Genomic DNA, 23,960 nt, shown 5'->3' on the forward strand with positions numbered 1-23,960 from the left:
GTCAGGACTCCTCATGTGTCCGGGGGTCGGCGTCGAACAGACGTCCGTTCGGTCGTCCGAGCGCGGTGATGGCCTCGACCTCGGCGTCGTCGAGCACGATCTCGGCGGCCGCGAGGTTGGCCACCTGGTGTTCGAGCGACGATGCCTTCGGGATAGACACCGTGCCGCGGGCGACGTGCCAGGCCAGCACGGTCTGAGCGGTCGTGATGCCGCGCTCCGCGGCGATGTCACGGATCACCTGTTCGTCGAAGAGCGCTTTCGCGCGACCCAGGGGACTCCATGCCTCGGTCAGGATGCCGTGTTCGCGGTGATAGGCGAGCTGCTCCTGCTGAGGGAAGTAGGGATGCACCTCGATCTGGTTGACGACGGGGCGCACCCCGGTCTCCTTCTCGATGCGCTCCAGGTGCTCCGGCAGGAAGTTCGACACGCCGATCTGCCGGACGACTCCGCGGGCCTGGGCGTCGACGAGGGCGGCCCACGCTTGGACGTACTCGTCCTGGATGGGGTTCGGCCAGTGGATGAGGTGCAGATCCGTCGCGTCGAGACCGAGTCGGGACCGGCTCTCCTCGATGCTGGCGCGTGCCTTCGCCGAGGGGTGGTGGCGGCCGGGGAGCTTGGAGGTGACGATGATGTCGGAGCGCTCGACATCGGAGGCCGCGACGCCTCGGCCGACCGAGCCCTCGTTCTCGTAGTTGAACGCCGTGTCGACCAGGCGGTAGCCCGCATCGATGCCTCCGGTGACAGCATCCGCCCCGGCATCGCCGTTGAGCCCGTACGTGCCGAGGCCGATGGCGGGAAGGGCGAACCCGTTGTGGGCGGTGAACGAGGGGACGACGGGCTGGGTGGTCACGGTGCTCCTTCTTGGTCTTTCGTCGAGCGTACGCTGAGGGAATGACAGCAGAGGCGGAGATGGCGCCGAATGGCGTCGTGATCGACGGCGAAGTGCGCTGCCCGTGCTCGTCCGGGGACACGTTCGGCGGATGCTGTCGCCCGCTGCTCGAGGGGGCACCGGCCCCGACCGCGGAGCGCCTGATGCGCTCTCGGTATACGGCTTTCGCACGCGAAGACGCGGGGCACCTCCTGCGGACCTGGCATCCGACCACGAGGCCGGAGACGATCGATTTCGAGCCGGGCATCGAGTGGCGGCGGCTGCTCCTCATCGATCGCGTGGCCGGAGGTCCGTTCGATCGCGATGGCGTGGTGGAGTTCGAGGCCTTCTGGCGGCAGGGGACTGAGAGGGGCTCGCTCCACGAGCGCAGCCGCTTCGTGCGCGAGGATCGACGCTGGTACTACGTCGACGGCGTCGTGCACTGATGGGCGGATGTCGCGACAGCGACTAGATTTGAAAGCGTGAACGCCAGCCCTGAGAACCAGCGCACCCTGCTCGACATCGCCGACCTCGACCGGCGCATCGCGCAGGCAGAGCGTGCCAGAACGAAGCCAAGTCAGGCGGGGCGGATCACCGAGCTCGTGGCGATCCGTCAGGAGCAGCTCCGTGAACTGACCACGCTCGCCGGTACCCGTGACGACGTGCGCACCGAGTTGAAGCGTCTGGAGTCCGATGTGGCCGTCGTCGAGGCCCGTCGAAACCGCGATGCCGAGCGACTTGCCGCGTCGACGAACTCGAAGGACGCGCAGGCGCTCGAGCACGAACTCGCGAGCCTCGCCCGCAGGCAGAGCGATCTGGAAGATGCCGAACTCGACGTCATGGGAAGGCTCGAAGAAGCAGAAGCCGCCCTCGCCGCGCAGCAGGCGCTCCTCGACACGACGACGGCCGAGGGGTCCGCGCTCACCGCGCACGCGAAGGCCGATGTCGCTGCGGCCACCGAGCTCGGCGCACAGCTCGCCCGCGACCGGGCTGCTGTCGCTGAAGGCGTGGCACCGGCACTGCTGGCCGAGTACGCGCGCCGTGCCGCGAACAGCGCGGGTGCCGCGCTGCTCACCCGTGGTACCTGCGAGGGTTGCCGCATCCTGCTTCCCAGCACCGATCTGAACGACATCCGCCGCGCAGCGGACGACCTCGTGGTCTCGTGCCCCGAGTGCGGCTGCATCCTCGTGCGCACCGAGGAGTCCGGGCTCGCATGAGCGGTGCTTGCGCGCGCCGGCGATGACGACACCGGCGTCCGGCGCAGAACGACGCATCGCACTGATCTCGATCGGGCCGCAGGAGTACGTGGCGATCGAGCTCGACGCGGAGGACGAAGAGCAGGACCGTACTCCGTTGCGTGCCGACGAGCTCCCCGGATGGGTCCGCTCCGTCGAGGAAGCCGATGCCCCGCGGTGGATCATGCGCACGGCGGCGGAGACCTATGCGCGTCTCCTCGGTGACGGAGTCCGGATCACCCGCAGCCATGATCTGGTCCTGTGTCATGCCATCCTGCGTGACACCTCCTCGGTGTCGTCCCCGCTCCCGGGATCGTCCGATTGGGACCGGCGCGAGCCGACCGTCTCGGCGCCGTCGTTGTTCGACGTGTTCGACGACGCGGGTGGTGACGACGCGATCGCCGCGACCCTCGATCAGTACCGGGCGCAGCGCGAAGTGATCGCCGCGGCGCCGGACGGACGCCTCACGTTGCTGTGCGCTGCGGAGTCGGCTGGCGGCCTCATCGCCGAGGAGATGCGGGTGGCGGGGTTGCCCTGGGATGCGGGCGTGCACGATGCGATCCTGACCGAGACGCTGGGCATCCGCCCGGTCGCCGGCGGGGTACCCAGCCGCATGGTCGAGCTCGGAGATCGCGTACGCGAGCTCCTCGGCGACTCGTCGCTCCACCTCGACAGTCAGCAGAAGCTGCTCAGGGCGCTGCATCGCATCGGGGTGCAGGTGGAGTCCACGAGCCGGTGGGAGCTCGCCCAGCACGACCACCCCGTCGTCGAGCCGTTGCTCGCGTACAAGAAGCTCTCGCGGCTGCTGAGTGCGAACGGCTGGGCATGGTTGTCGGAATGGGTGCATGAGGGGCGGTTCCGCCCGGTGTACATTCCGGGTGGCGTCGTCACCGGACGCTGGGCCTCGGCCGGCGGTGGGGCGCTGCAACTGCCGCGGAGCCTGCGCCCTGCGGTGCGGGCGGACCCCGGCTGGACCCTGGTCGTGGCGGATGTCGCGCAGCTGGAGCCTCGCGTGCTCGCCGCGATGGCGGCCGACGAGGCGATGGCGCGGGCGGCGCGGGGGAGCGATCTGTACGCCGGAGTCGTCGCCTCCGGCGCGGTCGCGACCCGCGAGGAGGCGAAGTACGCCGTTCTCGGCGCGATGTACGGTGCCACGACGGGCGACAGCGGCCGGCTGGTTCCGCGACTGCGGAAGGTGTACCCGCGTGCCATGGCGCTCGTCGATGCCGCAGCGCGCACGGGAGAGGATGGAGGCATCGTGTCGACCTGGCTCGGTCGGTCCTCGCCGCGTCCGTCGGTGGAGTGGATGCGATTGCAGTCCGAGGCGACCGATGCCGACGCCGATCCCGCGGTGGTGGCTCTCGCTCGACGCAGAGCACGCGACTGGGGGCGGTTCACCCGTAACTTCGTGGTGCAGGGCACGGCTGCCGAGTGGTCGCTGATCTGGTTGGCAGAGATCCGCCATCGCCTGCGCCAGATACCCGAGGTGTTCGCCGAGGCTGCGGCATCCGGTCCGTTCGCACGCGCGCCGCACCTGGCGTTCTTCCTGCATGACGAGGTGATCCTGCATGTTCCGCTGGAGCACGCGGAGGCTGCTGCGGAAGCCGTGCGAGAGGCGGCGGCGACTGCGACGGCGAGACTGTTCGGCTCCTTCCCGATCGATGTGCCGCTCGACCTGCGCATCGCGGAATCAGCCGAGAAGTAGCTGCAGGTCACGGGATCCGAAGAACGTAGACTGGAGACGCGAATGGGTCGACTGGACGGCCGCGTTGCGGGTGACCGCACCGAGGAACGTCCGGGCTCCTCAGGGCAGGACGGTGGGTAACGCCCACCCGGAGCAATCCGCGAGAAAGTGCCACAGAGAGTAGACCGCCCCGCAAGGGGTAAGGGTGAAAGGGTGGTGTAAGAGACCACCGGGGGCCATGGTGACATGGCCCGCCAGGTAAACCTCGTCCGGAGCAAGGTCAGACAGAGGATGTTGACGCGGCTCGCCGAGTCCTCGGGTAGACCGCTAGAGTGCCACGGCAACGTGTCGCCGAGAGAGATGGCCGTCGAAGGGGCGAAGAACCCCGGAACAGAACCCGGCGTACAGGTCGGCCCATTCGCCTCACACGAACGAAGGCCCCGATGACTGCAGAGACATCGGGGCCTTCGTGTGTCTGGTGTCGCGGGATCAGTCTCCGGCGAGCGACGCCGCGCCGATGATGCCCGAGTTGTTGCGGTGGATCGCCGGGACGATCGGGGTCTTGAGGTCGAGGAGCGGGAGGAAGTCTCCGGCGTTCTTCGACACGCCGCCGCCGACCACGAACAGGTCGGGGCTGAACAGGAACTCGATGTGGGAGTAGAACGCCTGCAGGCGCTCCGCCCACTCGGCCCAGGTGAGGTTCTCGCGCTCGCGTGCCGAGGTCGCCGCATAGGTCTCGACCGACTCGTATTCGCGGAAGTTCAGGTGACCGAGCTCGGTGTTCGGCAGCAGCACGCCGTCGTAGAGGAAGGCCGATCCGATACCGGTGCCGAGGGTCGTCAGAAGGGTGAAGCCGCGCACGTCCCTGGCGGCTCCGTGGCGGGCTTCGGCGACACCGGCGGCGTCGGCGTCGTTCACGAACACGATGTTGCGACCGAGACCGTCGCGGAAGAACCGCTCGGCGTCGAAGTCGATCCATTCCTTGGAGACATTGGCAGCGGAGAGGGTCTTGCCGCGCTTGACGATCGCCGGGAAGGCGACGCCGAGCGGCAGGGTCGAGTCGTGCACGTCGAGGGTCTTCAGCACGGTCTGCACCGCGGTGAGCACGTCCTGGGGCGATGCGCCCTCGGGGGTGGGTACCCGAACCCGGTCGGACGCCATGATTCCGTGCTCGAGGTCGACGATTCCTGCTTTGATACCCGTGCCGCCGATGTCGACGCCGATCGCTTTTGCCATGGGCGATAGCTTAGCGACCGCGGTGCACGCCAGTAGGATCGATGACATCACGTGAAGAAGGGGCAGATATGTCTGACGGCGACCACAAGTACTGGTACAACTCCGCAACCGGCGAGATCGAGTTCGGCATGATCTCGCCCTCCATCGACCGCATCGGTCCGTTCGACACGGAGGCCGAGGCCCGCCGTGCTCCCGAGGTCGTCAAGGAGCGTTCGCGCGCCTGGGCCGAGGAAGAGGCCGTCGAGCAGGGTTGGGATGTCAAGGGCGACGCAAAGGGCCAGGGCGCGGAGTAGCCATGGACAAGCAGAGGGACTTCGTCCTCCGGACCATCGAGGAGCGCGGCGTCAAGTTCGTGCGGCTGTGGTTCACGGACGTGATCGGCACGCTCAAGTCGGTGGCCATCGCGCCGGCCGAGGTCGAGGGCGCCTTCGCGGAGGGAATCGGGTTCGACGGTTCGGCGATCGAGGGGCTGACACGCACCTACGAATCCGATCTGCTCGCGCAGCCCGATCCGACGACGTTCCAGACGCTGCCGTGGCGCGGGGAGATCGACCCGACAGCGCGCATGTTCTGCGACCTGACGACTCCCGACGGGCAGCCGGCCGTCGCCGACCCGCGTCACGTGCTCAAGCGCACGCTCGCGAAGGCCGCGGATGCCGGATTCACGTTCTACACGCATCCGGAGATCGAGTTCTATCTGCTGAAGTCCTCCTCGTTCGGTCCTGACGGTCCCGTGCCCGTGGACTCGGCCGGCTACTTCGACAACGTCCCCGGTGGCACGGCGCATGACTTCCGCCGCCGTTCGGTGCGGATGCTGGAAGACCTCGGCATCTCGGTCGAGTTCAGCCATCATGAAGGCGGGCCCGGGCAGAATGAGATCGATCTCCGCTACGCGGATGCACTCACGACAGCCGACAACATCATGACCTTCCGCACGGTGATCAAGGAGGTGGCGATCGAGCAGGGCGTCTACGCGACGTTCATGCCGAAGCCCCTCAGCGACCAGCCCGGCAGCGGTATGCACACGCACATGTCGCTGTTCGAGGGCGACCAGAACGCCTTCTACGAGGAAGGTGCCAAGTACCAGCTGTCGAAGACTGGGCGGCACTTCATCGCGGGCCTGCTCCGTCACGCGAACGAGATCTCCGCGGTCACCAACCAGTTCGTCAACTCGTACAAGCGCCTCTGGGGCGGCGACGAGGCGCCGAGCTTCGTCACCTGGGGCCACGCCAACCGCTCCGCTCTCGTCCGCGTGCCGATGTACAAGCCCAACAAGAGCCAGTCGTCCCGGGTGGAGTACCGGGGCATCGATTCGGCGTCGAACCCGTATCTCGCCTACGCACTCCTGCTCGCAGCTGGGCTCAAAGGAATCGAGGAGGGATACGATCTCCCGCCCGAAGCCGAGAACAACGTGTGGTCGCTGAGCGACGCCGAGCGGCGTGCGCTGGGCTACGAGGCGCTGCCGGCGAGTCTCGACCACGCGCTCGAGTACATGGAGGCGTCCGAGCTCGTCGCGGAGACGCTGGGCGAGCAGGTCTTCAACTACGTGCTGCTCAACAAGCGCAAGGAATGGGAGGCCTACCGCGGTCAGGTCACCCCGTTCGAGCTCAAGAGCAATCTCGAGCTGCTCTGATCCGCGCAGATGGCGCGTCCTGACGATTCTGTCTCCCTCTCCGCGCTGGCGAGGCTCGGCTTCTCCGAGTTGAGTGAAGCCGCGGCCTCCCTCGCCGAGCTTGCGACCATCCTCGACCAGCCGCGGTCGGTGCTGCTCGAGGCGGCGGATGCCGCCGACCCTGATGCGGCGGTGCGCGGTCTTCTGCGGGTGGCACGCCGCGACGAGGCACCGCTGCGGCGGCTGCTGGTCGACGAGGAGACGCGTCGGCGGGTGTGGCGGGTGTTCGGAGCCTCGGAGGGGTTCGCCGAGTTCTTCCTCCGCCACCCGGATCAACTGACGATCCTGGAAGAGCCGATCACCGGTCTGCCGTCGTCCGCGGAGTTGCAAGAGCTGCTGCTGGCCGCGGTGGGAGCGCACGACGGCTTCGCGCAGTCGGGCGACGATGATGCCGTCGTCGCGATCAGAGTCGCATATCGTCGACACCTCGCCGCCATCGCCGCATACGATCTCGCGCATTCTCACCCGGAGACGATCGTCGGGCCGGTGTCTGCGGCGCTGGCGGATATCGCGGGTGCCGCTCTCGAAGCGTCGCTCGCCGTGGCCAGGACCCGACTGCAGGCATCGATGGGTCGGGCCGAGGTCGCTGCGACGCGTATCGCCATCATCGGGATGGGCAAGGCCGGAGCCCGCGAACTGAACTACGTCAGCGATGTCGATGTGATCTTCGTCGGTGGCAGCAGCGATGAAGAGGTCGTCTCGGAGGCACGCGCGATCGACATCGCCACGCGCCTCGCGCGAGAGACCATGCGCAACCTCGATTCCATCGAGGTGGAGCCGTCGCTGTGGGAGGTGGACGCCGCCCTCCGCCCCGAAGGCAAGCAGGGTGCACTGGTCCGCTCGCTCGCGTCCCATCTCGCGTACTACGACCGCTGGGCGAAGAGCTGGGAGTTCCAGGCGCTGCTCAAGGCGCGTCCACTCGCAGGAGACGCCGAGCTCGGGGCCGAGTACATCGCCGCGGTGCAGCCGATGATCTGGTCGAGTGCGGCTCGACAGGACTTCGTGGAGAGCGTGCAACGCATGCGCGAGCGCGTGATGGAGCACATCGATCCCGAGGATTCGCCGTACCAGCTGAAGCTCGGAGCCGGCGGTCTGCGAGACATCGAGTTCACGGTGCAGTTGCTGCAGTTGGTCCATGGCCTCACCGACGAATCGTTGCGCACGCGAGGCACCCTCGAGAGTCTCGACGCACTCGTCGAGGGCGGCTACATCGGACGCGTCGATGCGGCCGCGTTCGCCGACGACTATCGTCTGCTCCGGCTCATGGAGCACCGCCTCCAGCTGCGGGAGCTCAGCCGCACTCATCTGATGCCGCGCACGCCTGCGGGGCTTCGGATCCTGGCGCGGGGCACGGGACTGGCGGAGAGCGGCGAGGGCATCTGGGCGCGCTGGGAGAGCGTGCGACGCGAGGTGCGCGAGATCCACACCCGGCTGTTCTACCGTCCGCTGCTCAGCGCCGTCGCCGGTCTGCCTGAGGAAGAGCGCACGCTCTCGGCCGCCCAGGCGCACGACCGCCTGGCGGCGATCGGATTCCGCGATCCGGCGGGAGCTCTGCGCCACATCGGTGCGCTCACGAATGGACTGAGTCGGAAGGCGACCATCCAACGCCACCTCATGCCCATCATGGTGCGGTGGTTCGCGGACGGCAGCGACCCGGACTATGCGCTCCTCGCCTTCCGCCGCATCAGCGAGCGCCTGGGGGACACCCCGTGGTTCCTGCGGATGCTGCGGGACTCCTCGGGGGCGGCCGAGAGCCTCACGCGCCTGCTATCGTCTTCGCGCTACATCGGCGAACTCCTGGAGTGGATCCCCGAAGCTGTGGCATGGCTGGACAGCGCGGGTCGTCTGCGCCCTCGGGGTGCGGCAGCGCTCGACGAGGAGGCTCGTGCGATCCAGACGCGGCACGAGACGATCGGAGATGCCCTGCGTGCCGTCCGGGCGCTGCGTCGACGTGAGCTCCTGCGCACCGCCATGGGTGCGGTTCTCGATGTCCTCACGATCGAAGAGGTGGCCACCGCCCTCACCGAGATCACTGAGGCGACGATCCAGGCCGCGCTGCGTGCGGTGATCCGCGAGGTCGTGCCGCCCGAGGACGAGGCGCTCGATTTCGCGGTCATCGCGATGGGCCGGTTCGGCGGCGCCGAGCTCGGCTTCGGTTCGGACGCCGACATCCTCTACGTCTACGACGCGAACGGGGTCGAGTCGCAACGCGCGCAGAAGCTCGCGACGCAGATCGTCGCGGGCCTGCGGGAGCATCTGACCGATCATCGTCTTCCGCTCGACCTCGATGCCGACCTCCGGCCGGAAGGACGCAACGGGCCGGTGGTCCGCTCGATCGAGGCATACACGGAGTACTACCGGCGATGGTCGCTCTCGTGGGAGGCGCAGGCCCTGCTCCGCGCCCGCGGCGTGGCAGGGAGTGCGAAGTTGATCGCTCGCTTCACCGCCCTGGCCGACACGATCCGCTACCCGGAGTCCGTCGATCTGCAGGGCACCCGTGAGATCAAGCGCATCAAGGCCAGAGTCGAGGGCGAGCGGCTGCCGCAGGGTGCCGATCCCCGGCGTCACCTGAAGCTCGGCCCCGGTTCGCTCAGCGATGTGGAGTGGCTGGTGCAGCTGCTGCAGTTGCAGCACGCGCACGCGGTTGCCGGGCTGCGCACGACATCGACGCTGGGCGCCCTGGATGCTGCTGTCGAGGCCGATCTCGTCACCGAGGATGACGCGATGCGTCTTCGCGAGGCCTGGCTCCTGTCCAGCCGTCTCCGCTCCGCGATCACCCTGCTGACTGGACAGACGAGTGATGTGCTGCCGGCGGATCGTCGACAGCTCGACGCCATCGGCAGGCTCCTGGGCTACCCCGATCGCTCGGCGACCGAGCTCGAAGAGGACTACCTCGGCGTCACCCGACGGGCGAGGAAGACATTCGAGCAGCTCTTCTACGGCTGAGGCTGCCGCCCGAGTTTGCGGTATCGGGCGAGGTGTCCCAAGCTGACGATATGACCCACGCACGCATCGGCATCGTCTGGAACCCTTCGAAGGTCGAGCAGGAGGTTCTGCAGGCCGCGGTGAGCGGCGTGTTCGACGAACAGCACGACATCCGCTGGTGGGAGACGACTCCGGAAGACCCGGGTCGCGGTATGGCTCGTGAGGCGCGTGAAGACGGCCGCGACATCGTGATCGCCGTCGGAGGCGACGGCACCGTGCGCGCGGTCGCGGAATCGTTGGCAGGATCCGACACGGCACTGGGGATCGTGCCCCAGGGGACGGGTAACCTGCTCGCGCGCAATCTCGAGGTTCCGTTGAACAACGTGAAGGCGGCGCTCGAGCGCGTTCGCGACGCCGAGCCGCGGCGGATCGACCTCGGCTGGGTGTCGTACGACGGCACCGAGCACGCCTTTGCCGTGATGGTCGGCTTCGGCGTCGATGCGCAGATGCTGGTGGAGACCGACGACGACCTCAAGTCGAAAGCCGGCTGGCTGGCCTACGTGGAGGCGATGGGCCGCGCCCTCGCCGGCACCGAGATGACCGACATCACTCTGGCGATCGACGGCGAGAAGGCCGTGGCCGTGCGCGGGCACACCATGCTCATCGGCAACTGCGGGATGGTGCAGGGCGGTATCCGCCTGCTTCCGGATGCGGTTCTCGACGACGGCAAGCTCGACGTCCTCATGATTAGCGCCGACGGTGCGCTGCAGTGGCTCGACACGCTCCGTTCCTTCGTCTGGGACAACGGCATCCGTCGGCTCTTCGGTGCCACCGATGAGGCTGTGAGCACCGAGTCCGCCCGCCACCTTCCGGTCGAGAGTATCTCGGTCGAACTGAAGACGCCCCTCGTGTTCGAGATCGACGGTGAGGAGATGGGCGAGGTCACCGCGTTCGACGTGCGCGTCGAGCCGGGCGCCCTCCTGGTCCGCTGACGGCGATCGTCCGTCCCGTCCCCCTGTCAGCGGGTGGCGGGCGGGGCGACGATCTTGCGATCCTGCGCGGGGAACGTCACCTTCTGGATGATGATGATGATGCTCGCGGCGACCGGGATCGCGACCAGGGCGCCCAGGATGCCGCCCAGCGCGGCGCCGGCCACCGCGGCGATCACGACGAGCGCACCCGGCACGGCGACGGCCTTGCTCATGATGCGTGGCGACAGCACATATGCCTCGATCTGCATGTAGATGAGGTAGTAGATGATCGCGATCAGTGCCGTCAGCGGTGAGACGAACAGGCAGATCAGCGAGTTGATGATCGACGCGGTCAGCGTGCCGACCAGCGGGATCATCGAGCCGATGAACGCGATGAGGGCGAGCAGGGCTGGAACCGGGGCACCGATGATGCTGAGGAAGATGAGGCTCAGTATGCCGTTGATGAGTGCGAGGCTCACCTGGCCGATGACGTAGCGGCCCACGGCGCCCGAGACATCTTCGAGGAGGCCGCTGAAGGTGTCGCGCTGGTAGGCGGGGACGAAGCGGGCCGCCACGTGCTTCATGCTGCGCAGAGACGCCATGAAGTAGAGGGTCAGGATCAGGACGATCGTGATCCCGGTGAAGCCGCCGGCGATCCCGGCCCCCACCGCGAACACGCCTCCACCGATGTCGAGGAAGTTGTTGGGGTCCTGCACGAAGCCGAGGATGCCCTGCACCGCGTCGTCGATCGTGGAGCCGAACTGACCGCTGACGTCCTTGAACCAGTCGCTGGCCATGAAGTCCTTGATCATCTGCGGTCCGTCTTTGATCAGGTTGCTGATCTGCTCGACGAGCAGCGGGACGATCGCGAGGATGACGCCAGCGAACGCCAGGATGACTGCGGCGACCACGATGGTGACGGCCACGGGGCGAGGGAGCTTCTTCTCGATGAAGGTGACGATGGGATCGAGCCCGAGCGCGAGGAACACGGCGACGCCGATGTAGACGAGCACGGTCGCGAGCTGCCCGACGATGCCGCCGATCCCCAGCGCGACGAGCACTCCGAGAGCGCCCAGCAGGCCGAACATGAACGGGTTGGTCCTGGCGTAGGCCGCGACCGCATTCGACGGCTGCGACGAACGCGGCTCCGTCGATGCACGCAGTTCGGTGTTCGCGGTCACTCTTCTACGGCGCATGATTCCCCCGGTCGACGGTCAGACTCACCAGTTGACCACCCTGGATCCCGCGCGGTCAAGCCGGTGGCGCGGCGTGGCGACGTCTGCACTCTCACCGGATATCGGCGATGTTCACGGCTGCACGTCGTGACGTGACGCCGAGCTTCCGGTAGATGGAGCGGATGTGCGTCTTGACGGTGGGATAGGCGACGCCCAGCCGCGCGCAGATCTCCTCCGCGGTCATGGTCGTGCGCAGATAGGCGAGAACCTCGCTCTCCCGTGGTGTGAGCACCCCTGTGCGTCGTCTGGCCAGCTTGCCGCGACGCTCGAGGATTGATCCGAGGAACCGTTCATGGCGGGAGCCCCGATGGGCGTGGGCGCTGAGAAGATCGCCGATGAGCGGGTCATCGGAGAGGAACGGAGCGAGGACACGTTCGGGCATGGCCGCCTCCAGCGCCCGGTCGAGATGCTCGTGCGCATCCGCGCCATGACCGGCGGTCGAGAGGAGGGCGGCCGAGGTGACGAGCGTGCTCACCCGCGCGTATCGGGGCAGGGGTGCGGCGGTCGCCAGCCGGAGCGCTTGCGCGGCGAGTGCCGGTTCGTCGAGCACTCGATACAGCTCGGCGAGCACGGCGTGCGCGACGGCGGCACCCGGACGGGCGAGCGTGGGTGCCGCGAGTCTGCGGGCGAGCTCGTCCTTCCTTTCGGCGTGCGCCAGCAACGCGGTGATCACGCGGCGCAGAGTGTCCCAGGGGATGCCGTGCTTATCGGTCCTGCTCACACCGTGCAGCAGACCGGCCGCCGCGAAGTAGCGGTCCTCGCGCTGCAGGGCGACAAGGCTCATCACCAGGTAGAGGCGGGCGAGCGCCTCGAAGTTGTTCCCGGGGGCGCTTTCATCAACGACCGACTCGAGCTGGGAGATCGCGTCATCGTAGTCTCCGCGCCAATAGGCGATGGTGCCGCGGTTGGCCTGTGGAAGACCGCCTTCGAAGCGGTCCCAGTCGGACGGAGTGGCGGCGACGGGGAGGGCATCGAGGGTCTCCTCGGCCTCGGTGAAGAGTCCGGCGTGCGTCAGAGCGAACGCGAGGTTGGATCGGGCGAGCCGGAAGGTCTCCGCGCGGTCGTGCAGGCGGGCTTCGGCCGCGGCGGAGCGGAGCAGGCCGATCGCGTCGGCGAGGTCCCGGCGGAGCCGGACCTCGGTCCACCCGAGCAGGAAGAGCGCAGACGGGTAGTCGTCGTCGGGGCCGCATCCCTTCAGAGCCTCGCGGGCGCGATCGGCAGCTGCGGCCTTCGTGGCGGTGTCGGCGGCGAGCAGGAGCTCGGTGAAGCACACCACGAAATCCTCGTCCGCGATGCGCAGACCCTGACCGCGCAGGAACGCGGCCCCGTGCGAATCGCCGAGGAGGTCGCGACAGCACGCGCGGATCAACAGCACGTGCGGATCGTGCGGTTCGGGGTGCGTGAGGCACAGCTGCTCGAGCTCGCGGGTGCGGGATTCGAGGATCAGACGGAGCCAGTTCCGGCGCAGAGTCGCGCGGGTGTGTGCCGGATCGCTGGGGGACAGGTCCTCGCGGACGGCATCGATCACGGATCAACGATATCGGCGTCGGAATCAGTGGGGATCGGCGGACGACGCCAGATCTCATCCGACGAGGATGACGCGTGCACACGGAGAGCGCTCGGGCGGACAGAATCGCAACGAGGCCTGCGGTTGCCGGCCGTGTCAGGTCCGGTCAGCGCGATCCTGACCTCCGCTTCGCGGGTGCGCCTGTGCGCCGCGAGAGAAAGGAAAGACATGTCAGCCACGAAGGTGAACATCCGCAATTTCGCTCGGGCCGAGTCGGACCTGATGTTCTCCCGGCTCGCAAGCGGGATCGGACTCGGCACGTGGAATCACACGCGGGGGCTGAAGCCGCTCGACGACCAGCCCATCATCCGGCAGAACCGGGACACCCTGTACAGCAGCGCCATCATCGATGTGCGCGAAGGGGTCACGCTCACGTTGCCCGACACAGGTGGTCGTTACATCTCCGCCTTCGTCGTGAATCAGGATCACTACGCGCCGTTCCTGCTGCGCGAGTCCGGAGACCACGTGCTCACGCGTGACGCCGTCGGAACCGACCATGCGGCGGTCCTGGTCCGCATCCTCGTCGACCCGAACGACGCCGACGACGTCGCCGCGGTGAACCGCCTCCAGGACGGGCTTCGTCTCGTGGGCGGCGGATCGGGGGAGTTCCCGCTCCCCGAGTACGACGAGCCGTCGCAGTCGGAGACCCGTGAGGCTCTGCTCAGCCTCGGCCGCGGCGTCTCGACCTACGATCGCGCGTTCGGCACGAAGGAGGAAGTGGATCCCGTCATGCACCTACTGGGCGCAGCAGGTGGATGGGGCGGCCTGCCCGAGTACGAGGCGACCTATATCAGCGTCGACGAGGGCCTGCCGGTCGCCGACTACCGCCTGCGCCTGACCGACGTTCCCGTCGACGCCTTCTGGTCCGTCTCGCTCTACAACGCCGAGGGCTACTTCGAGGAGAACGATCTCGGGGTGAACAGCATCAACAGCCTGACGGCGACCGCGGACGACGACGGCGGCATCACCATCCACTTCGGCGCGCACCCCGCCGGCCTCACGAACGCACTGGCCATCATGCCGGGTTGGAACTACACCCTGCGCCTCTACCGACCGCGCCTGTCCGTGCTCGACGGCACCTGGGTCGCGCCCCGGCCCGAAGAGGTCTGAGCGAAGTCGCCGTGTGTACGGCGGCTTCGGAACAGCGAAGAGCCCGTCCCCGCACAAGCGGGGACGGGCTCTTCGTGATGCTCTGCGGTCGTCAGACGCCGAAGTACAGCTCGTACTCGAACGGGTGCGGGCGCTGGGCCATCGGCAGGATCTCGTTCTCGTACTTGTACGAGATCCAGGTCTCGATGAGCTCCTTGGTGAACACGCCGCCCTCGAGGAGGAACTGGTGGTCGGCCGCCAGCGCGTCGAGCGAGTCGAGCAGCGAGTTCGGGACCTGCGGGATGTCCTTGGCTTCCTCGGGCGGGAGCTCGTAGAGGTCCTTGTCGACCGGCTCGTGCGGCTCGATGCGGTTCTTGATGCCGTCGAGGCCGGCCATGAGCTGCGCGGCGAAGGCGAGGTACGGGTTGCCGGAGGCGTCGGGCGCGCGGAACTCGATGCGCTTGGCCTTGGGGTTGGAGCCCGTGATCGGGATGCGGATCGCGGCGGAACGGTTGCCGGCCGAATAGACCAGGTTGACCGGAGCCTCGAAGCCCTTGACCAGACGGTGGTAGCTGTTCAGCGTCGGGTTGGTGAAGGCGAGCAGCGCCGGCGCGTGGGCCAGGATTCCACCGATGTACCAGCGCGCGATGTCGCTGAGCTGACCGTAGCCGGCCTCGTCGTAGAACAGCGGCTTGCCGTCGCTCCACAGCGACTGGTGGGTGTGCATGCCCGAGCCGTTGTCGCCGTACAGGGGCTTGGGCATGAAGGTCGCGACCTTGCCCCACTCCTCGGCGGTGTTCTTGACGATGTACTTGAACTTGAGGATGTCGTCCGCCGCGTGCACCATCGTGTCGAAGCGGTAGTTGATCTCCTGCTGGCCGCCGGTGCCGACCTCGTGGTGCGAGCGCTCCAGGATGAACCCGGCGTCGATCAGCTTGAGGGTGATGTCGTCGCGCAGGTCGGCGGTCTTGTCGACCGGGCTGACCGGGAAGTAGCCGCCCTTGTAGGGGGTCTTGTTGGCGAGGTTTCCGCCCTCTTCCTCACGGCCGGTGTTCCACGCGCCCTCTTCGGAGTCGACGCTGTAGAAGCTCGAGTTCGAGGTGACGTTGTAGCGGACGTCGTCGAAGATGTAGAACTCGGCCTCGGGGGCGAAGAAGGCGGTGTCGGCGATGCCGGTGGACGTCAGGTACTTCTCGGCCTTCTTGGCGACCTGACGCGGATCCTTCGAATAGATCTCGCCGGTGCGCGGGTTGTAGATGTCGAACAGCATGACGAGCGTGCTCGCCTCGCGGAACGGGTCGACGTACGCCGTCGTGACGTCGGGGATGAGCTGCATGTCGGACTCGTGGATGCTCGCGAAGCCGCGGATCGAGGAACCGTCGAACAGCTGGCCGTCGGTGAAGAAAGCCTCGTCGACCGTCGATGCAGGAATGTTGAAGTGCTGCTGAACACCCGGGAGATCGGTGAAACGGATGTCAAGGAACTTGACGTCGTTCTCCTTGATGTAGGTCAGTACCTCGGACGAATCTTTGAACATGTACGACTCCTGTAATGCGGATCGATGGCTTCACGGCCACTCTGCAGAGTACGGACGGGGGATTTCTCTACGGTATCCGCTTTGTTTCGGGCGTGTTACAGGCACGAGGGCGTCAGAGCGGTATTTCGCGCTCGGTAAACTGGGGGAGTGACGGATGCTGTGAACACGTACCCGGGTGAAAGACTCGGACTCCCCGAATCCGGCTCCGGGAGCATCGCCCGTCCCGGACGCCGCATCGGCGCGCTCCTGATCGACTACACCGCGGCGACGATCATCGCGACCGGATTCCTCGGATTCAACCAGTTCGCGCTGCCCACGGAAGCGGGCCTGAGCCAGTTCGCTCCGATGCTGGTGTTCGCCGTGCTGCAGATCGTCTTCATACCGACCGCCGGCGGCAGCCCGGGACACCGCATCCTCGGCATGCGTCTCGCTCGCATGGACGGGAGCTGGGTTGGACTGTGGCGTCCGATCGTGCGCACGCTCCTGCTCGTGGTCGTCGTGCCTGCGGTCATCTGGGACGCCGATCAGCGTGGTCTCCACGACAAAGCCGTCGGCACGGTTCTGATCCGCACCTGACCTGAAACGGGGCGGTGTCAGTCCCGCCCGCGGTTGCGTCGACGAGCTTCGCGAGGGGCTCGTCCTCCGAGGAACGAACGGGCTGGGTCGACGACGTAGCCGCGGCGCAGCGCCTCCCGGCCGATGAGCATCCGGAACCCCATCTCGTCGCGGTTGCTCAGGGTGACCTCCGCCAGCACCTCGCGGTCCACCAGACGGATCAGCAACTCGACCACGAGGCGTTCCTGGGCGTGCCCGGACGAGCTCCGCACCGCACGACGATCATGGATCGGGCATTCGACGACGACGGCGTCCGCCTGGCTGTCCTGCCAGGGCTTGACCTTGAAGCGGACCCACGGCTGCTCGTCCTGCTCGAACTCCACGATGTCGAAAGCATGCAGCGACGATGTACGCGCACCCGTGTCGATCTTGGCTTTGAGCCAGTCGACTCCGAGATCGGGCAGGCTCACCCATTCTCGCCACCCCGTAAGGGTGTTTGAATGGGTAGACCTACTCACCTGATACATCCTGGCAGGAAAATTCCCCCGTGAAGATCGCAGTGCTCTCCCGCGCGCCGCAGGCGTACTCCACCCAGCGGCTGCGTGCAGCCGCGCTTCAGCGCGGGCACAACGTCAAGGTGCTCAATACGCTCCGCTTCGCGATCGATCTCACCGCCGATGAACCCGACCTGCACTATCGAGGTCGCCAGCTCAGCGATTACGACGCCATCCTCCCGCGCATCGGGAACTCGATCACGTACTTCGGCACGGCCGTCGTGCGCCAGTTCGAGCAGATGGACGTCTACACGCCGAACACGGCGAACGGAATCTCGAGCGCGCGTGACAAGTTGCGCGCGAACCAGATCCTCTCCCGCCACAACATCGCGATGCCGCCGACCGCCTTCGTGCGCAACCGCGCCGATGTCCGTCCGGCGATCGAACGTGTGGGTGGGGCCCCGGTCGTGATCAAGCTCCTGGAAGGCACACAGGGGATCGGTGTCATTCTTGCTCCGCAGGTGAAGGTCGCCGAGGCGATCATCGAGACGCTGCACTCCACCAAGCAGAACGTTCTCATCCAGAAGTTCATCTCGGAGAGCCGTGGTCGCGACATCCGAGCGCTGGTCGTCGGTGACCGCGTCGTCGCCGCCATGCGGCGCTCTGCGGCCGGAGACGAGTTCCGATCGAACGTGCACCGCGGCGGATCGGTCGAGGCCATCGAACTCGATCCGGTCTACGAGCGTGCAGCCGTGCGTTCTGCGCAGATCATGGGTCTGCGGGTGGCCGGTGTCGACATGCTCGAAGGCGACGACGGACCGCTGGTGATGGAGGTCAACTCCTCGCCCGGGCTCCAGGGCATCGAGACGGCCACCAAGCTCGACGTCGCCGGCGCGATCATCGACTACATCGCCGGTCAGGTCGCCTTCCCCGAGATCGACGTGCGGCAGCGTCTCACCGTATCGACGGGCTATGGCGTCGCCGAGCTGATGGTCCACGGCGCGGTCGACCTCGTGGGCAAGACCCTGGGCGAGGCCGGCCTCTGGGAACGCGACATCACCGTGCTCACGCTGCACCGAGGGGTCAGCGTGATTCCCAACCCGCGCAAGCACGTCGTCCTGGAAGCCGACGACCGGCTGTTCTGCTTCGGCAAGCTCGACGAGATGCGTTCGATGGTTCCCGAGCGTCGTCGCCGACGCGCGAAGGTCCGCCGGCTGCCACGACAGCCGCTCTCGGAATGAAAGAAAGCGCGGCCATCCTCACAGGAGGATGGCCGCGCTCGGTGCTTCTGAGGTGCGGAGAGTCAACGAGGACGCTGCGAGCGCACCTTGGTCGGGTCGATGCCCTTCGGAATCGGCAGCGACGACAGCGACTGGGAGACGGAGTCCACGCGGCGGATGACGGCGGCCATCGTCGCCTTGTCGATCGCCTTCGGGAGCTTCTTGATCGTCTTCGAGAGATCGGCGATCGCCACTTCGTCATCACCGTGGCCGACATAGAGGACCGTGACGGGGACGCCGTGCGCGACGCGCTGGGCCTTGCTGCGCTCCTCGTTCACGAGGCGGGTCAGTCGGCCGCGTGCACCTTCACCGACGACGACGATGCCGCCGCGGCCGATGGTGCGGTACACCGCCTCCTGCGTCTTCGGGTTGATGCCGACGGGGGTCTCGGATGCCTGCCAGCTGCGGCCCAGACTGGTGCTGAGCACGTGGCCGGTGGCGCCGGGCATGCCGTCGATCTTGCTGTACATGGCGGAGGTCGACAGACGCGTCATGAGGAACAGGGCACCCAGGATGCCGAGCATGAGACCGGTGATGCCCCAGAGGACGAGCGTCCAGACCTGGAAGGGCGGGATGAGGTACCCGGCCACGAGGCCGAGCAGCACGCCGCCGATGAGGATCGCGGCCTGTGCCCACGGCAGCCAGGAGTACGCTTCACGCGTGAACCGGAAGAGGGACTTGATCTGGGAGAAGAACCCAGGACGCTTTTCGGGTTCAGGAGCACGCTTTGCCATGAGGACCAGCCTACCGAGTCCCGGGGCCTCGTGATGTCGGCGTTCGCGCGAAGCGGAGCGGGCTCGACTGCTCCTGCACATCGGAGAGTCCGGCGGAATCCGTGCTGATCGTTCCCGAGCCCGAAGATGCGGGAGCTTCCTGCGCTGTGATGGGGGGATGGAAGACATCGCGATCGACGACAGCCGGGGCGCGCCGCTCGTACCGGGGGCGCATCGGGTGGTGAGGGGCCTGGATGCGACGGAAGGGCCCTTCTCCGGCACGCTCGTCACCCACGGGGAAGGCGTCGCCGTGCGGGTGGATGCGGCAGTCCTCGGCGGATGGGCGGGATGGCGGTTCGCGGGCGCTGAGCACGTGGCCGCTCCCATCGATGTGTGCCGCCGCCAGGGAGGGCACGACGCCTTGCTTCCGTGGTGCACCGAGCGGGTGCGGGGTTTCGTTGGTCGTCGCTCGGCGGCAGTGCCAGGGCTCGCCCCCGGGGAGTGCAGCACACTCGTCGTCAGCCTCTTGCGGGGGCTCGACGAGTTGGGAGAGGGCATCGACGGCGTGCGCACCGGCACCTGGTGGCTCACAGACGGCGGGCGGCCGGTGTTCGTGCTGGGGGAGGGGCTCGATGCCCGGGCGGGGGCCTTGGAGATTCTCGAGCTGCTGACGGAGCAGAGCACCGACAAGGTTCTCAGACGTGCGTTCGGCGTGATCGAGGACGGGCTCCGGAAGACGATCGCTCAGCCGCGGCTTCCCCGTCTGCTCACCGAAGGGTGGGAGCAATCGATGCTCGACATCGCCGCTCCGCAGCCTCTCGAACGCAAACTCCATGCTCCGGAGCGCGCACGAGACGTCGCTCGCTCCGTCGCTCCGCGCGCCGGCGCCGTGCACGAGGGCACACGACGTCTGCGCGCGGACCGCGTCCGTACCCGCGCGCCGCATCGCGGAATTCGAGGGCAGGAAGCGATCCGCGATGCCGCGCGCGCATCGATCGGTGAGTTCCTTCGTCGCGTGAAGGGACTGAGAGGAGCGCGCCCTTCGCGAACCGGGTCGAGGAGCCGACATGTCAGGCGATCTGCGGTCTCCGGAAGGTTGCGTCGCCGCTCCCTGCTCGTCGCGGGCGCAGCTGCGGCGCTGGTGCTCGTCGGCGGACTGCTGCTGCCCGAGGGCGAGGCGTCGGGCAAGGGCGCTGAGGCGTCGGGTGGCAGAGATCAGACATCGGCATCGTCGTCATCCGAAGAGGTGTCCCCGACGGGTGCGCCTCCCGCGACCGGACACCCGGAAACGGGTGACATCTCAGAGCACGAAGAATCCGCCATCGGCGACGATCCCGTTGCAGCAGTCTCTTCGCTCCTGCGCGCGATCGCAGACTGCCGCACCGGTGGCGACATCTCGTGTGCAGAGGCTGTATCCGGAGATGCCGAGGGAGTGATGAAAGCACTCGACGGGCTGCCACCGTCGCCGTCGCCCCCGGAGCTGGTGGACGAGTATGGCGACGTCGCGGTGATACGCCTCCCAGTGGCAGGCAGGGAGGGCGGCGAGAGCGAGGCGGCAGGCGAGGGCTCAGATCAGAAGATCGTGGTACTCATCCGCACGGAAGAGAAATGGCTGGTCCGCGACGTCTATGACGTCGCGGACCAGCCAGAATGACCCTTCGCGGTCAGGCGCCGAGCTGAGCGGCGAACTGTGCCGCCTCGAGACGGGCCTTCACGGCGCCCAGGAAGCGGGCCGCGTCTGCGCCGTCGATGATGCGGTGGTCGTAGGAGAGCGCGAGGTACACGTACGACCGGACAGCGATCGCATCGGCACCCCCGACCTTCACGAGACCCGGACGCTTGACGACCGTGCCCGTGCCCAGGATCGCGGACTGCGGCAGGAAGACGACGGGGGTGTCGAACAGTGCACCGCGCGAACCGGTGTTGGTCAGCGTGAACGTCCCGCCGGCCAACTCGTCCGGCTTCAGCTTGTTGTCGCGGGTGCGTGCAGCCAGATCGGCGATCTCGTGCGCGATCTGCGCGATGTTCTTCGATGCCGCGTCGCGCAGCACCGGAGTGAGCAGGCCCCGCTCGGTGTCGACAGCGATCGAGACGTTCTCGCTGGCCGGGTAGACGATGTTCTCACCGTCGACCGTCGCGTTCACGATCGGGAAAGCCTGCAGGGCTTCCGCCGTGGCGAGGGCGAAGAACGGCAGGAAGGAAAGCTTGTCGCCCGTCTTCTCGAGGAACGACGCCTTCACGCTGTCGCGGTAGTCGGCGAGTGCCGTGACATCGACCTCGACGACCGTGGTCAGTTGCGCCGTCTGCTGCATCGACTCGACGGCGCGCTTGGCGAGAACCTTGCGCAGACGCGACATCGGCTGGGTCGTGCCACGCAGAGGCGAGACCTCGAGCGGGGCAGGAGCAGCGGCCGCTGCAGCGGGGGCCGACTTCGCCGTCTCCGCGGCGTTCAGCACGTCTTCCTTGCGGATGCGACCGCCGACGCCGGTTCCGGTGACGGAAGCCAGGTCCACGCCCTGCTGCGACGCCAGACGGCGCACGAGCGGCGTGACGTACAGGTTGTCGTTCTCCGTGGGGAGCGCGAGCTTCGGTGCGGCCGGAGCGGCAGCAGGCGCCGCAGCGGCAGCAGGGGTAGCGGCAGAGGCCGGAGCAGCCGCGGGGGCGGGGGCAGCGGCCGCAGGAGCCGGAGCCGGAGCGGCCGCAGGAGCCGGAGCGGCCGCAGGAGCGGGAGCGGCCGCAGGAGCGGGGGCAGCGGCAGGAGCCGGTGCCGCAGCGGGCGCTGGTGCTGCAGGCGTTTCGGCAGCCGGTGCAGCACCGGAACCGACGCGTGCGAGCACGGCGCCGACGGCAACGGTCTCGTCCTCGCCGGCCACGATCTCCTGCAACACGCCGGCGACCGGCGACGGGATCTCGGTGTCGACCTTGTCGGTGGAGATCTCCAGAAGAGCCTCGTCGACGGCGATGCTGTCACCGACCTGCTTCAACCAGCGGGTGACCGTTCCCTCTGTGACGCTCTCGCCCAACTCGGGAAGCACGATGTCGGTCGCGTCGCCGGCGGGTGCCGCAGGTGCGGCCTCGGCGGCGGGTGCCGGTGCTTCCGCAGCGGGTGCGGGGGCCTCTGCGGCGGGGGCGGCAGCAGCAGGAGCCGCCTCGGCGGGTGCTTCTTCTGCAGCGGGCGCTGCGGCGGCCGGAGCGTCTGCGGCCGGAGCCGCGGCGCTGCCATCGCCGATGCGCGCGAGAAGGGCCCCGACCTCGACGGTCTCATCTTCGGCCACGAGGATCTCCTCGATCACGCCGCTGACGGGGGAGGGGATCTCGGTGTCGACCTTGTCGGTCGAGATCTCGAGCAGGCCCTCGTCCGCCTGCACGGTGTCTCCCACCTGCTTGAGCCAGCGGGTGACCGTACCCTCTGTGACGCTCTCGCCGAGAGCGGGGAGGACGACGGATGTGCTCATGACTGAGTCTCCTTCAGGAAGTTGTATGACGCTTGTCTAGCTTAGTGACTCGGGCACCGGTTGGTGCTCAGAGGGCGTGCAGGGGCTTGCCGGCCAGAGCGAGGAAGGCCTCGCCGAGTGCCTCGCTCTGGGTCGGGTGGGCGTGGATCAGAGGAGCGATGTCCTCCGGGTGCGCCTCCCAGGCGACGGCGAGCTGCCCCTCGGTGATGAGCTCGCCGACGCGATCGCCGAGCAGGTGCACACCGATGACGGGGCCGTCCTTGAGGCGGACGACCTTCACGAGACCACCGGTTCCGATGATCTCGCTCTTGCCGTTGCCGGCGAGGTTGTATTCGTAGGCGACGATGGCGTCCGCGCCGTGTTCGGCCGCGGCGGCTTCCTCGGTCACACCGACCGAGGCGACCTCCGGGCTCGAATAGGTGACCTTGGGGATCTGCACGTCGGGGATGTTGACCGGTGAGAGGCCGGCGATCCGCTCGGCGACGGCGATGCCCTGCTGGAATCCGCGGTGCGCGAGCTGGAGACCGGGGACGATGTCACCGACGGCCCAGAGCCCCGGCACGCCGGTGCGCAGCTCTTCGTCGACGATCACGAAGCCACGGTCGAGAGTCACGCCGGCATCCTCGAAGCCGAGGTCGGCGGTCACGGGACCGCGTCCGACGGCGACGAGCAGGTAGTCGGCGGTGAGTTCCTTGCCGTCTTCGAGAGTGACGGTGACGGATGCGTCATCCTGCACCGCGCTCTGGAAGCGGGTGCCGAGGGAGTGCTGGATGCCACGACGGCGGAATGCCCGCTCGAGCCCCTTGCTGAGCGCGATGTCCTCGTTCGGGACGAGGTGGGGCAGCGCCTCGATGATCGTGACCTCGGAGCCGAAGGAGCGCCAGACGCTCGCGAACTCCACTCCGATCACCCCGCCGCCGAGGATCAGGACGCGGTCGGGGACGACGTCGAGAGCGAGCGCCTGCTCACTGGTGAGGATCCGACCGCCGATGTCGAGGCCGGGGAGCGAGCGGCTGTAGGAGCCGGTGGCGAGCACGACATCCGTGCCGACGTAGACGTCGTCGCCGACGCTCACGCTGCGGTCGGGGTTCAGTCGGCCGAATCCGGCGACGGTCGTGATGCCGCGGGCCTTGACGAGTCCTTCGAGGCCCTTGAACTTCTTGGCGACGATCCCCTCGCGGTACGTGCGGACGCCGACGGGGTCGATGCCCTCCAAGGTCGCCGTCACGCCGACGGAAGCGGCGTCGCGCACGTGCTCAGCCACCTCTGCCGCGTGCAGCAGCGCCTTGGTCGGGATGCACCCGCGGTGCAGGCAGGTGCCGCCGACCTTGTCCTTCTCGATCAGCGCGACCGATTTGCCGAGCTCACTCGCGCGCAATGCCGCGGCATAGCCGCCGCTGCCGCCGCCCAGGACGACGATGTCGAAGGTGTGGGTTGTCATGTG

The 23,960-nt window shown here is 67.7% G+C and carries 20 protein-coding genes and 1 other RNA gene; 12 read left to right on the forward strand and 9 right to left on the reverse strand.

The genetic code is table 11. From position 1 onward, the window contains the following. Nucleotide 1: 1 nt before the first annotated feature. Entirely contained in the window at nucleotides 2–850 is an 849-nt protein-coding gene (locus ACIQLD_RS01615; RefSeq protein WP_402604269.1) for an aldo/keto reductase, read from the reverse strand. Nucleotides 851–891: 41 nt separating this feature from the next. Between ACIQLD_RS01615 and ACIQLD_RS01620 the strand changes: the two genes are divergently transcribed. From ACIQLD_RS01620 to rnpB, 4 genes are all read left to right on the forward strand, one after another. Then, nucleotides 892–1,314: a YchJ family protein gene (locus ACIQLD_RS01620; RefSeq protein WP_402604271.1), complete on the forward strand. Its 423-nt coding sequence runs from the start codon at nucleotides 892–894 to the stop codon at nucleotides 1,312–1,314. 36 nt (nucleotides 1,315–1,350) lie between these two features. Beyond that, entirely contained in the window at nucleotides 1,351–2,085 is a 735-nt protein-coding gene (locus ACIQLD_RS01625) for a zinc ribbon domain-containing protein (RefSeq protein ID WP_402604273.1), read from the forward strand. A gap of 22 nt (nucleotides 2,086–2,107) precedes the next feature. Beyond that, the gene (locus ACIQLD_RS01630) at nucleotides 2,108–3,808 is read left to right on the forward strand and encodes a bifunctional 3'-5' exonuclease/DNA polymerase (protein ID WP_402604275.1); all 1,701 of its coding nucleotides are present in this window, start codon (nucleotides 2,108–2,110) and stop codon (nucleotides 3,806–3,808) included. A gap of 43 nt (nucleotides 3,809–3,851) precedes the next feature. Beyond that, nucleotides 3,852–4,208, forward strand: an RNA gene (gene rnpB / locus ACIQLD_RS01635) — RNase P RNA component class A. 68 nt (nucleotides 4,209–4,276) lie between these two features. Here the strand turns inward: rnpB and ppgK are convergent. Beyond that, the gene (gene ppgK / locus ACIQLD_RS01640) at nucleotides 4,277–5,023 is read right to left on the reverse strand and encodes a polyphosphate--glucose phosphotransferase (protein WP_402604278.1); all 747 of its coding nucleotides are present in this window, start codon (nucleotides 5,021–5,023) and stop codon (nucleotides 4,277–4,279) included. A 68-nt stretch (nucleotides 5,024–5,091) separates the two neighbouring features. On the opposite strand from ppgK, the gene ACIQLD_RS01645 reads away from it, so the two are divergent. The 4 genes from ACIQLD_RS01645 to ACIQLD_RS01660 are packed head-to-tail and all read left to right on the forward strand — an operon-like array spanning nucleotide 5,092 to nucleotide 10,612. Further along, nucleotides 5,092–5,316 (forward strand): SPOR domain-containing protein, encoded by a 225-nt coding sequence (locus tag ACIQLD_RS01645; protein ID WP_402604281.1) that lies wholly within the window; start codon nucleotides 5,092–5,094, stop codon nucleotides 5,314–5,316. Between the two features lie 2 nt (nucleotides 5,317–5,318). Continuing rightward, the gene (glnA, locus tag ACIQLD_RS01650; RefSeq protein ID WP_021200708.1) at nucleotides 5,319–6,656 is read left to right on the forward strand and encodes a type I glutamate--ammonia ligase; all 1,338 of its coding nucleotides are present in this window, start codon (nucleotides 5,319–5,321) and stop codon (nucleotides 6,654–6,656) included. 9 nt (nucleotides 6,657–6,665) lie between these two features. Continuing rightward, entirely contained in the window at nucleotides 6,666–9,641 is a 2,976-nt protein-coding gene (locus tag ACIQLD_RS01655) for a bifunctional [glutamine synthetase] adenylyltransferase/[glutamine synthetase]-adenylyl-L-tyrosine phosphorylase (protein WP_402604283.1), read from the forward strand. 50 nt (nucleotides 9,642–9,691) lie between these two features. Further along, complete coding sequence (locus ACIQLD_RS01660; RefSeq protein ID WP_402604286.1) at nucleotides 9,692–10,612, forward strand: diacylglycerol/lipid kinase family protein; 921 nt, start codon at nucleotides 9,692–9,694, stop codon at nucleotides 10,610–10,612. Nucleotides 10,613–10,638: 26 nt separating this feature from the next. Here ACIQLD_RS01660 and ACIQLD_RS01665 read toward each other — a convergent pair whose 3' ends face one another. After that, nucleotides 10,639–11,772 (reverse strand): AI-2E family transporter, encoded by a 1,134-nt coding sequence (locus ACIQLD_RS01665; RefSeq protein ID WP_402604289.1) that lies wholly within the window; start codon nucleotides 11,770–11,772, stop codon nucleotides 10,639–10,641. 106 nt (nucleotides 11,773–11,878) lie between these two features. After that, nucleotides 11,879–13,354 (reverse strand): LuxR C-terminal-related transcriptional regulator, encoded by a 1,476-nt coding sequence (locus ACIQLD_RS01670; protein WP_402604292.1) that lies wholly within the window; start codon nucleotides 13,352–13,354, stop codon nucleotides 11,879–11,881. A 207-nt stretch (nucleotides 13,355–13,561) separates the two neighbouring features. On the opposite strand from ACIQLD_RS01670, the gene ACIQLD_RS01675 reads away from it, so the two are divergent. Then, on the forward strand, nucleotides 13,562–14,503 hold the full coding sequence (locus ACIQLD_RS01675; RefSeq protein ID WP_402604295.1) for a DUF1214 domain-containing protein: 942 nt from the start codon (nucleotides 13,562–13,564) through the stop codon (nucleotides 14,501–14,503). Nucleotides 14,504–14,594: 91 nt separating this feature from the next. Here ACIQLD_RS01675 and glnA (ACIQLD_RS01680) read toward each other — a convergent pair whose 3' ends face one another. After that, nucleotides 14,595–16,019: a type I glutamate--ammonia ligase gene (glnA, locus tag ACIQLD_RS01680; protein ID WP_017830467.1), complete on the reverse strand. Its 1,425-nt coding sequence runs from the start codon at nucleotides 16,017–16,019 to the stop codon at nucleotides 14,595–14,597. Nucleotides 16,020–16,166: 147 nt separating this feature from the next. Here glnA (ACIQLD_RS01680) and ACIQLD_RS01685 point away from each other — a divergent pair, with 147 nt between their 5' ends. Next, complete coding sequence (locus tag ACIQLD_RS01685) at nucleotides 16,167–16,595, forward strand: RDD family protein (RefSeq protein WP_029260307.1); 429 nt, start codon at nucleotides 16,167–16,169, stop codon at nucleotides 16,593–16,595. Between the two features lie 17 nt (nucleotides 16,596–16,612). Here the strand turns inward: ACIQLD_RS01685 and ACIQLD_RS01690 are convergent, their stop codons facing one another. Then, complete coding sequence (locus ACIQLD_RS01690; RefSeq protein WP_402604297.1) at nucleotides 16,613–17,101, reverse strand: ATP-dependent zinc protease; 489 nt, start codon at nucleotides 17,099–17,101, stop codon at nucleotides 16,613–16,615. 20 nt (nucleotides 17,102–17,121) lie between these two features. On the opposite strand from ACIQLD_RS01690, the gene ACIQLD_RS01695 reads away from it, so the two are divergent. Next, nucleotides 17,122–18,309 (forward strand): RimK family alpha-L-glutamate ligase, encoded by a 1,188-nt coding sequence (locus ACIQLD_RS01695; RefSeq protein WP_029265073.1) that lies wholly within the window; start codon nucleotides 17,122–17,124, stop codon nucleotides 18,307–18,309. A gap of 62 nt (nucleotides 18,310–18,371) precedes the next feature. On the opposite strand, the gene ACIQLD_RS01700 is transcribed toward ACIQLD_RS01695, so the two are convergent. Next, a complete protein-coding gene (locus ACIQLD_RS01700) occupies nucleotides 18,372–19,082 on the reverse strand; it encodes a DUF4191 domain-containing protein (protein WP_402604300.1) in 711 nt (236 codons plus the stop codon). 157 nt (nucleotides 19,083–19,239) lie between these two features. On the opposite strand from ACIQLD_RS01700, the gene ACIQLD_RS01705 reads away from it, so the two are divergent. Next, a complete protein-coding gene (locus ACIQLD_RS01705; RefSeq protein ID WP_402604302.1) occupies nucleotides 19,240–20,715 on the forward strand; it encodes a hypothetical protein in 1,476 nt (491 codons plus the stop codon). Between the two features lie 10 nt (nucleotides 20,716–20,725). Here the strand turns inward: ACIQLD_RS01705 and sucB are convergent, their stop codons facing one another. Continuing rightward, nucleotides 20,726–22,516, reverse strand: a complete 1,791-nt coding sequence (gene sucB, locus ACIQLD_RS01710) for a 2-oxoglutarate dehydrogenase, E2 component, dihydrolipoamide succinyltransferase (RefSeq protein WP_402604304.1) — start codon at nucleotides 22,514–22,516, stop codon at nucleotides 20,726–20,728. Nucleotides 22,517–22,583: 67 nt separating this feature from the next. Beyond that, nucleotides 22,584–23,957: a dihydrolipoyl dehydrogenase gene (gene lpdA / locus ACIQLD_RS01715; protein ID WP_402604306.1), complete on the reverse strand. Its 1,374-nt coding sequence runs from the start codon at nucleotides 23,955–23,957 to the stop codon at nucleotides 22,584–22,586. Between the last annotated feature and the right edge of the window lie 3 nt (nucleotides 23,958–23,960).

This window comes from Microbacterium sp. NPDC091662 (assembly GCF_044756705.1).
Lineage (GTDB): Bacteria > Actinomycetota > Actinomycetes > Actinomycetales > Microbacteriaceae > Microbacterium.

What these genes read in the sequence shown, in the direction of transcription:
- ACIQLD_RS01620 (WP_402604271.1), top strand. Translation starts at nt 892, where the DNA reads ATGACAGCAGAGGCGGAGATGGCGCCGAATGGCGTCGTGATCGACGGC.
- ACIQLD_RS01630 (WP_402604275.1), top strand. Translation starts at nt 2,108, where the DNA reads ATGACGACACCGGCGTCCGGCGCAGAACGACGCATCGCACTGATCTCG.
- ppgK (WP_402604278.1), bottom strand. Translation starts at nt 5,023, where the DNA reads ATGGCAAAAGCGATCGGCGTCGACATCGGCGGCACGGGTATCAAAGCA.
- ACIQLD_RS01645 (WP_402604281.1), top strand. Translation starts at nt 5,092, where the DNA reads ATGTCTGACGGCGACCACAAGTACTGGTACAACTCCGCAACCGGCGAG.
- glnA (WP_021200708.1), top strand. Translation starts at nt 5,319, where the DNA reads ATGGACAAGCAGAGGGACTTCGTCCTCCGGACCATCGAGGAGCGCGGC.
- ACIQLD_RS01655 (WP_402604283.1), top strand. Translation starts at nt 6,666, where the DNA reads ATGGCGCGTCCTGACGATTCTGTCTCCCTCTCCGCGCTGGCGAGGCTC.
- ACIQLD_RS01660 (WP_402604286.1), top strand. Translation starts at nt 9,692, where the DNA reads ATGACCCACGCACGCATCGGCATCGTCTGGAACCCTTCGAAGGTCGAG.
- ACIQLD_RS01675 (WP_402604295.1), top strand. Translation starts at nt 13,562, where the DNA reads ATGTCAGCCACGAAGGTGAACATCCGCAATTTCGCTCGGGCCGAGTCG.
- glnA (WP_017830467.1), bottom strand. Translation starts at nt 16,019, where the DNA reads ATGTTCAAAGATTCGTCCGAGGTACTGACCTACATCAAGGAGAACGAC.
- ACIQLD_RS01690 (WP_402604297.1), bottom strand. Translation starts at nt 17,101, where the DNA reads ATGTATCAGGTGAGTAGGTCTACCCATTCAAACACCCTTACGGGGTGG.
- ACIQLD_RS01700 (WP_402604300.1), bottom strand. Translation starts at nt 19,082, where the DNA reads ATGGCAAAGCGTGCTCCTGAACCCGAAAAGCGTCCTGGGTTCTTCTCC.
- ACIQLD_RS01705 (WP_402604302.1), top strand. Translation starts at nt 19,240, where the DNA reads ATGGAAGACATCGCGATCGACGACAGCCGGGGCGCGCCGCTCGTACCG.
- sucB (WP_402604304.1), bottom strand. Translation starts at nt 22,516, where the DNA reads ATGAGCACATCCGTCGTCCTCCCCGCTCTCGGCGAGAGCGTCACAGAG.
- lpdA (WP_402604306.1), bottom strand. Translation starts at nt 23,957, where the DNA reads ATGACAACCCACACCTTCGACATCGTCGTCCTGGGCGGCGGCAGCGGC.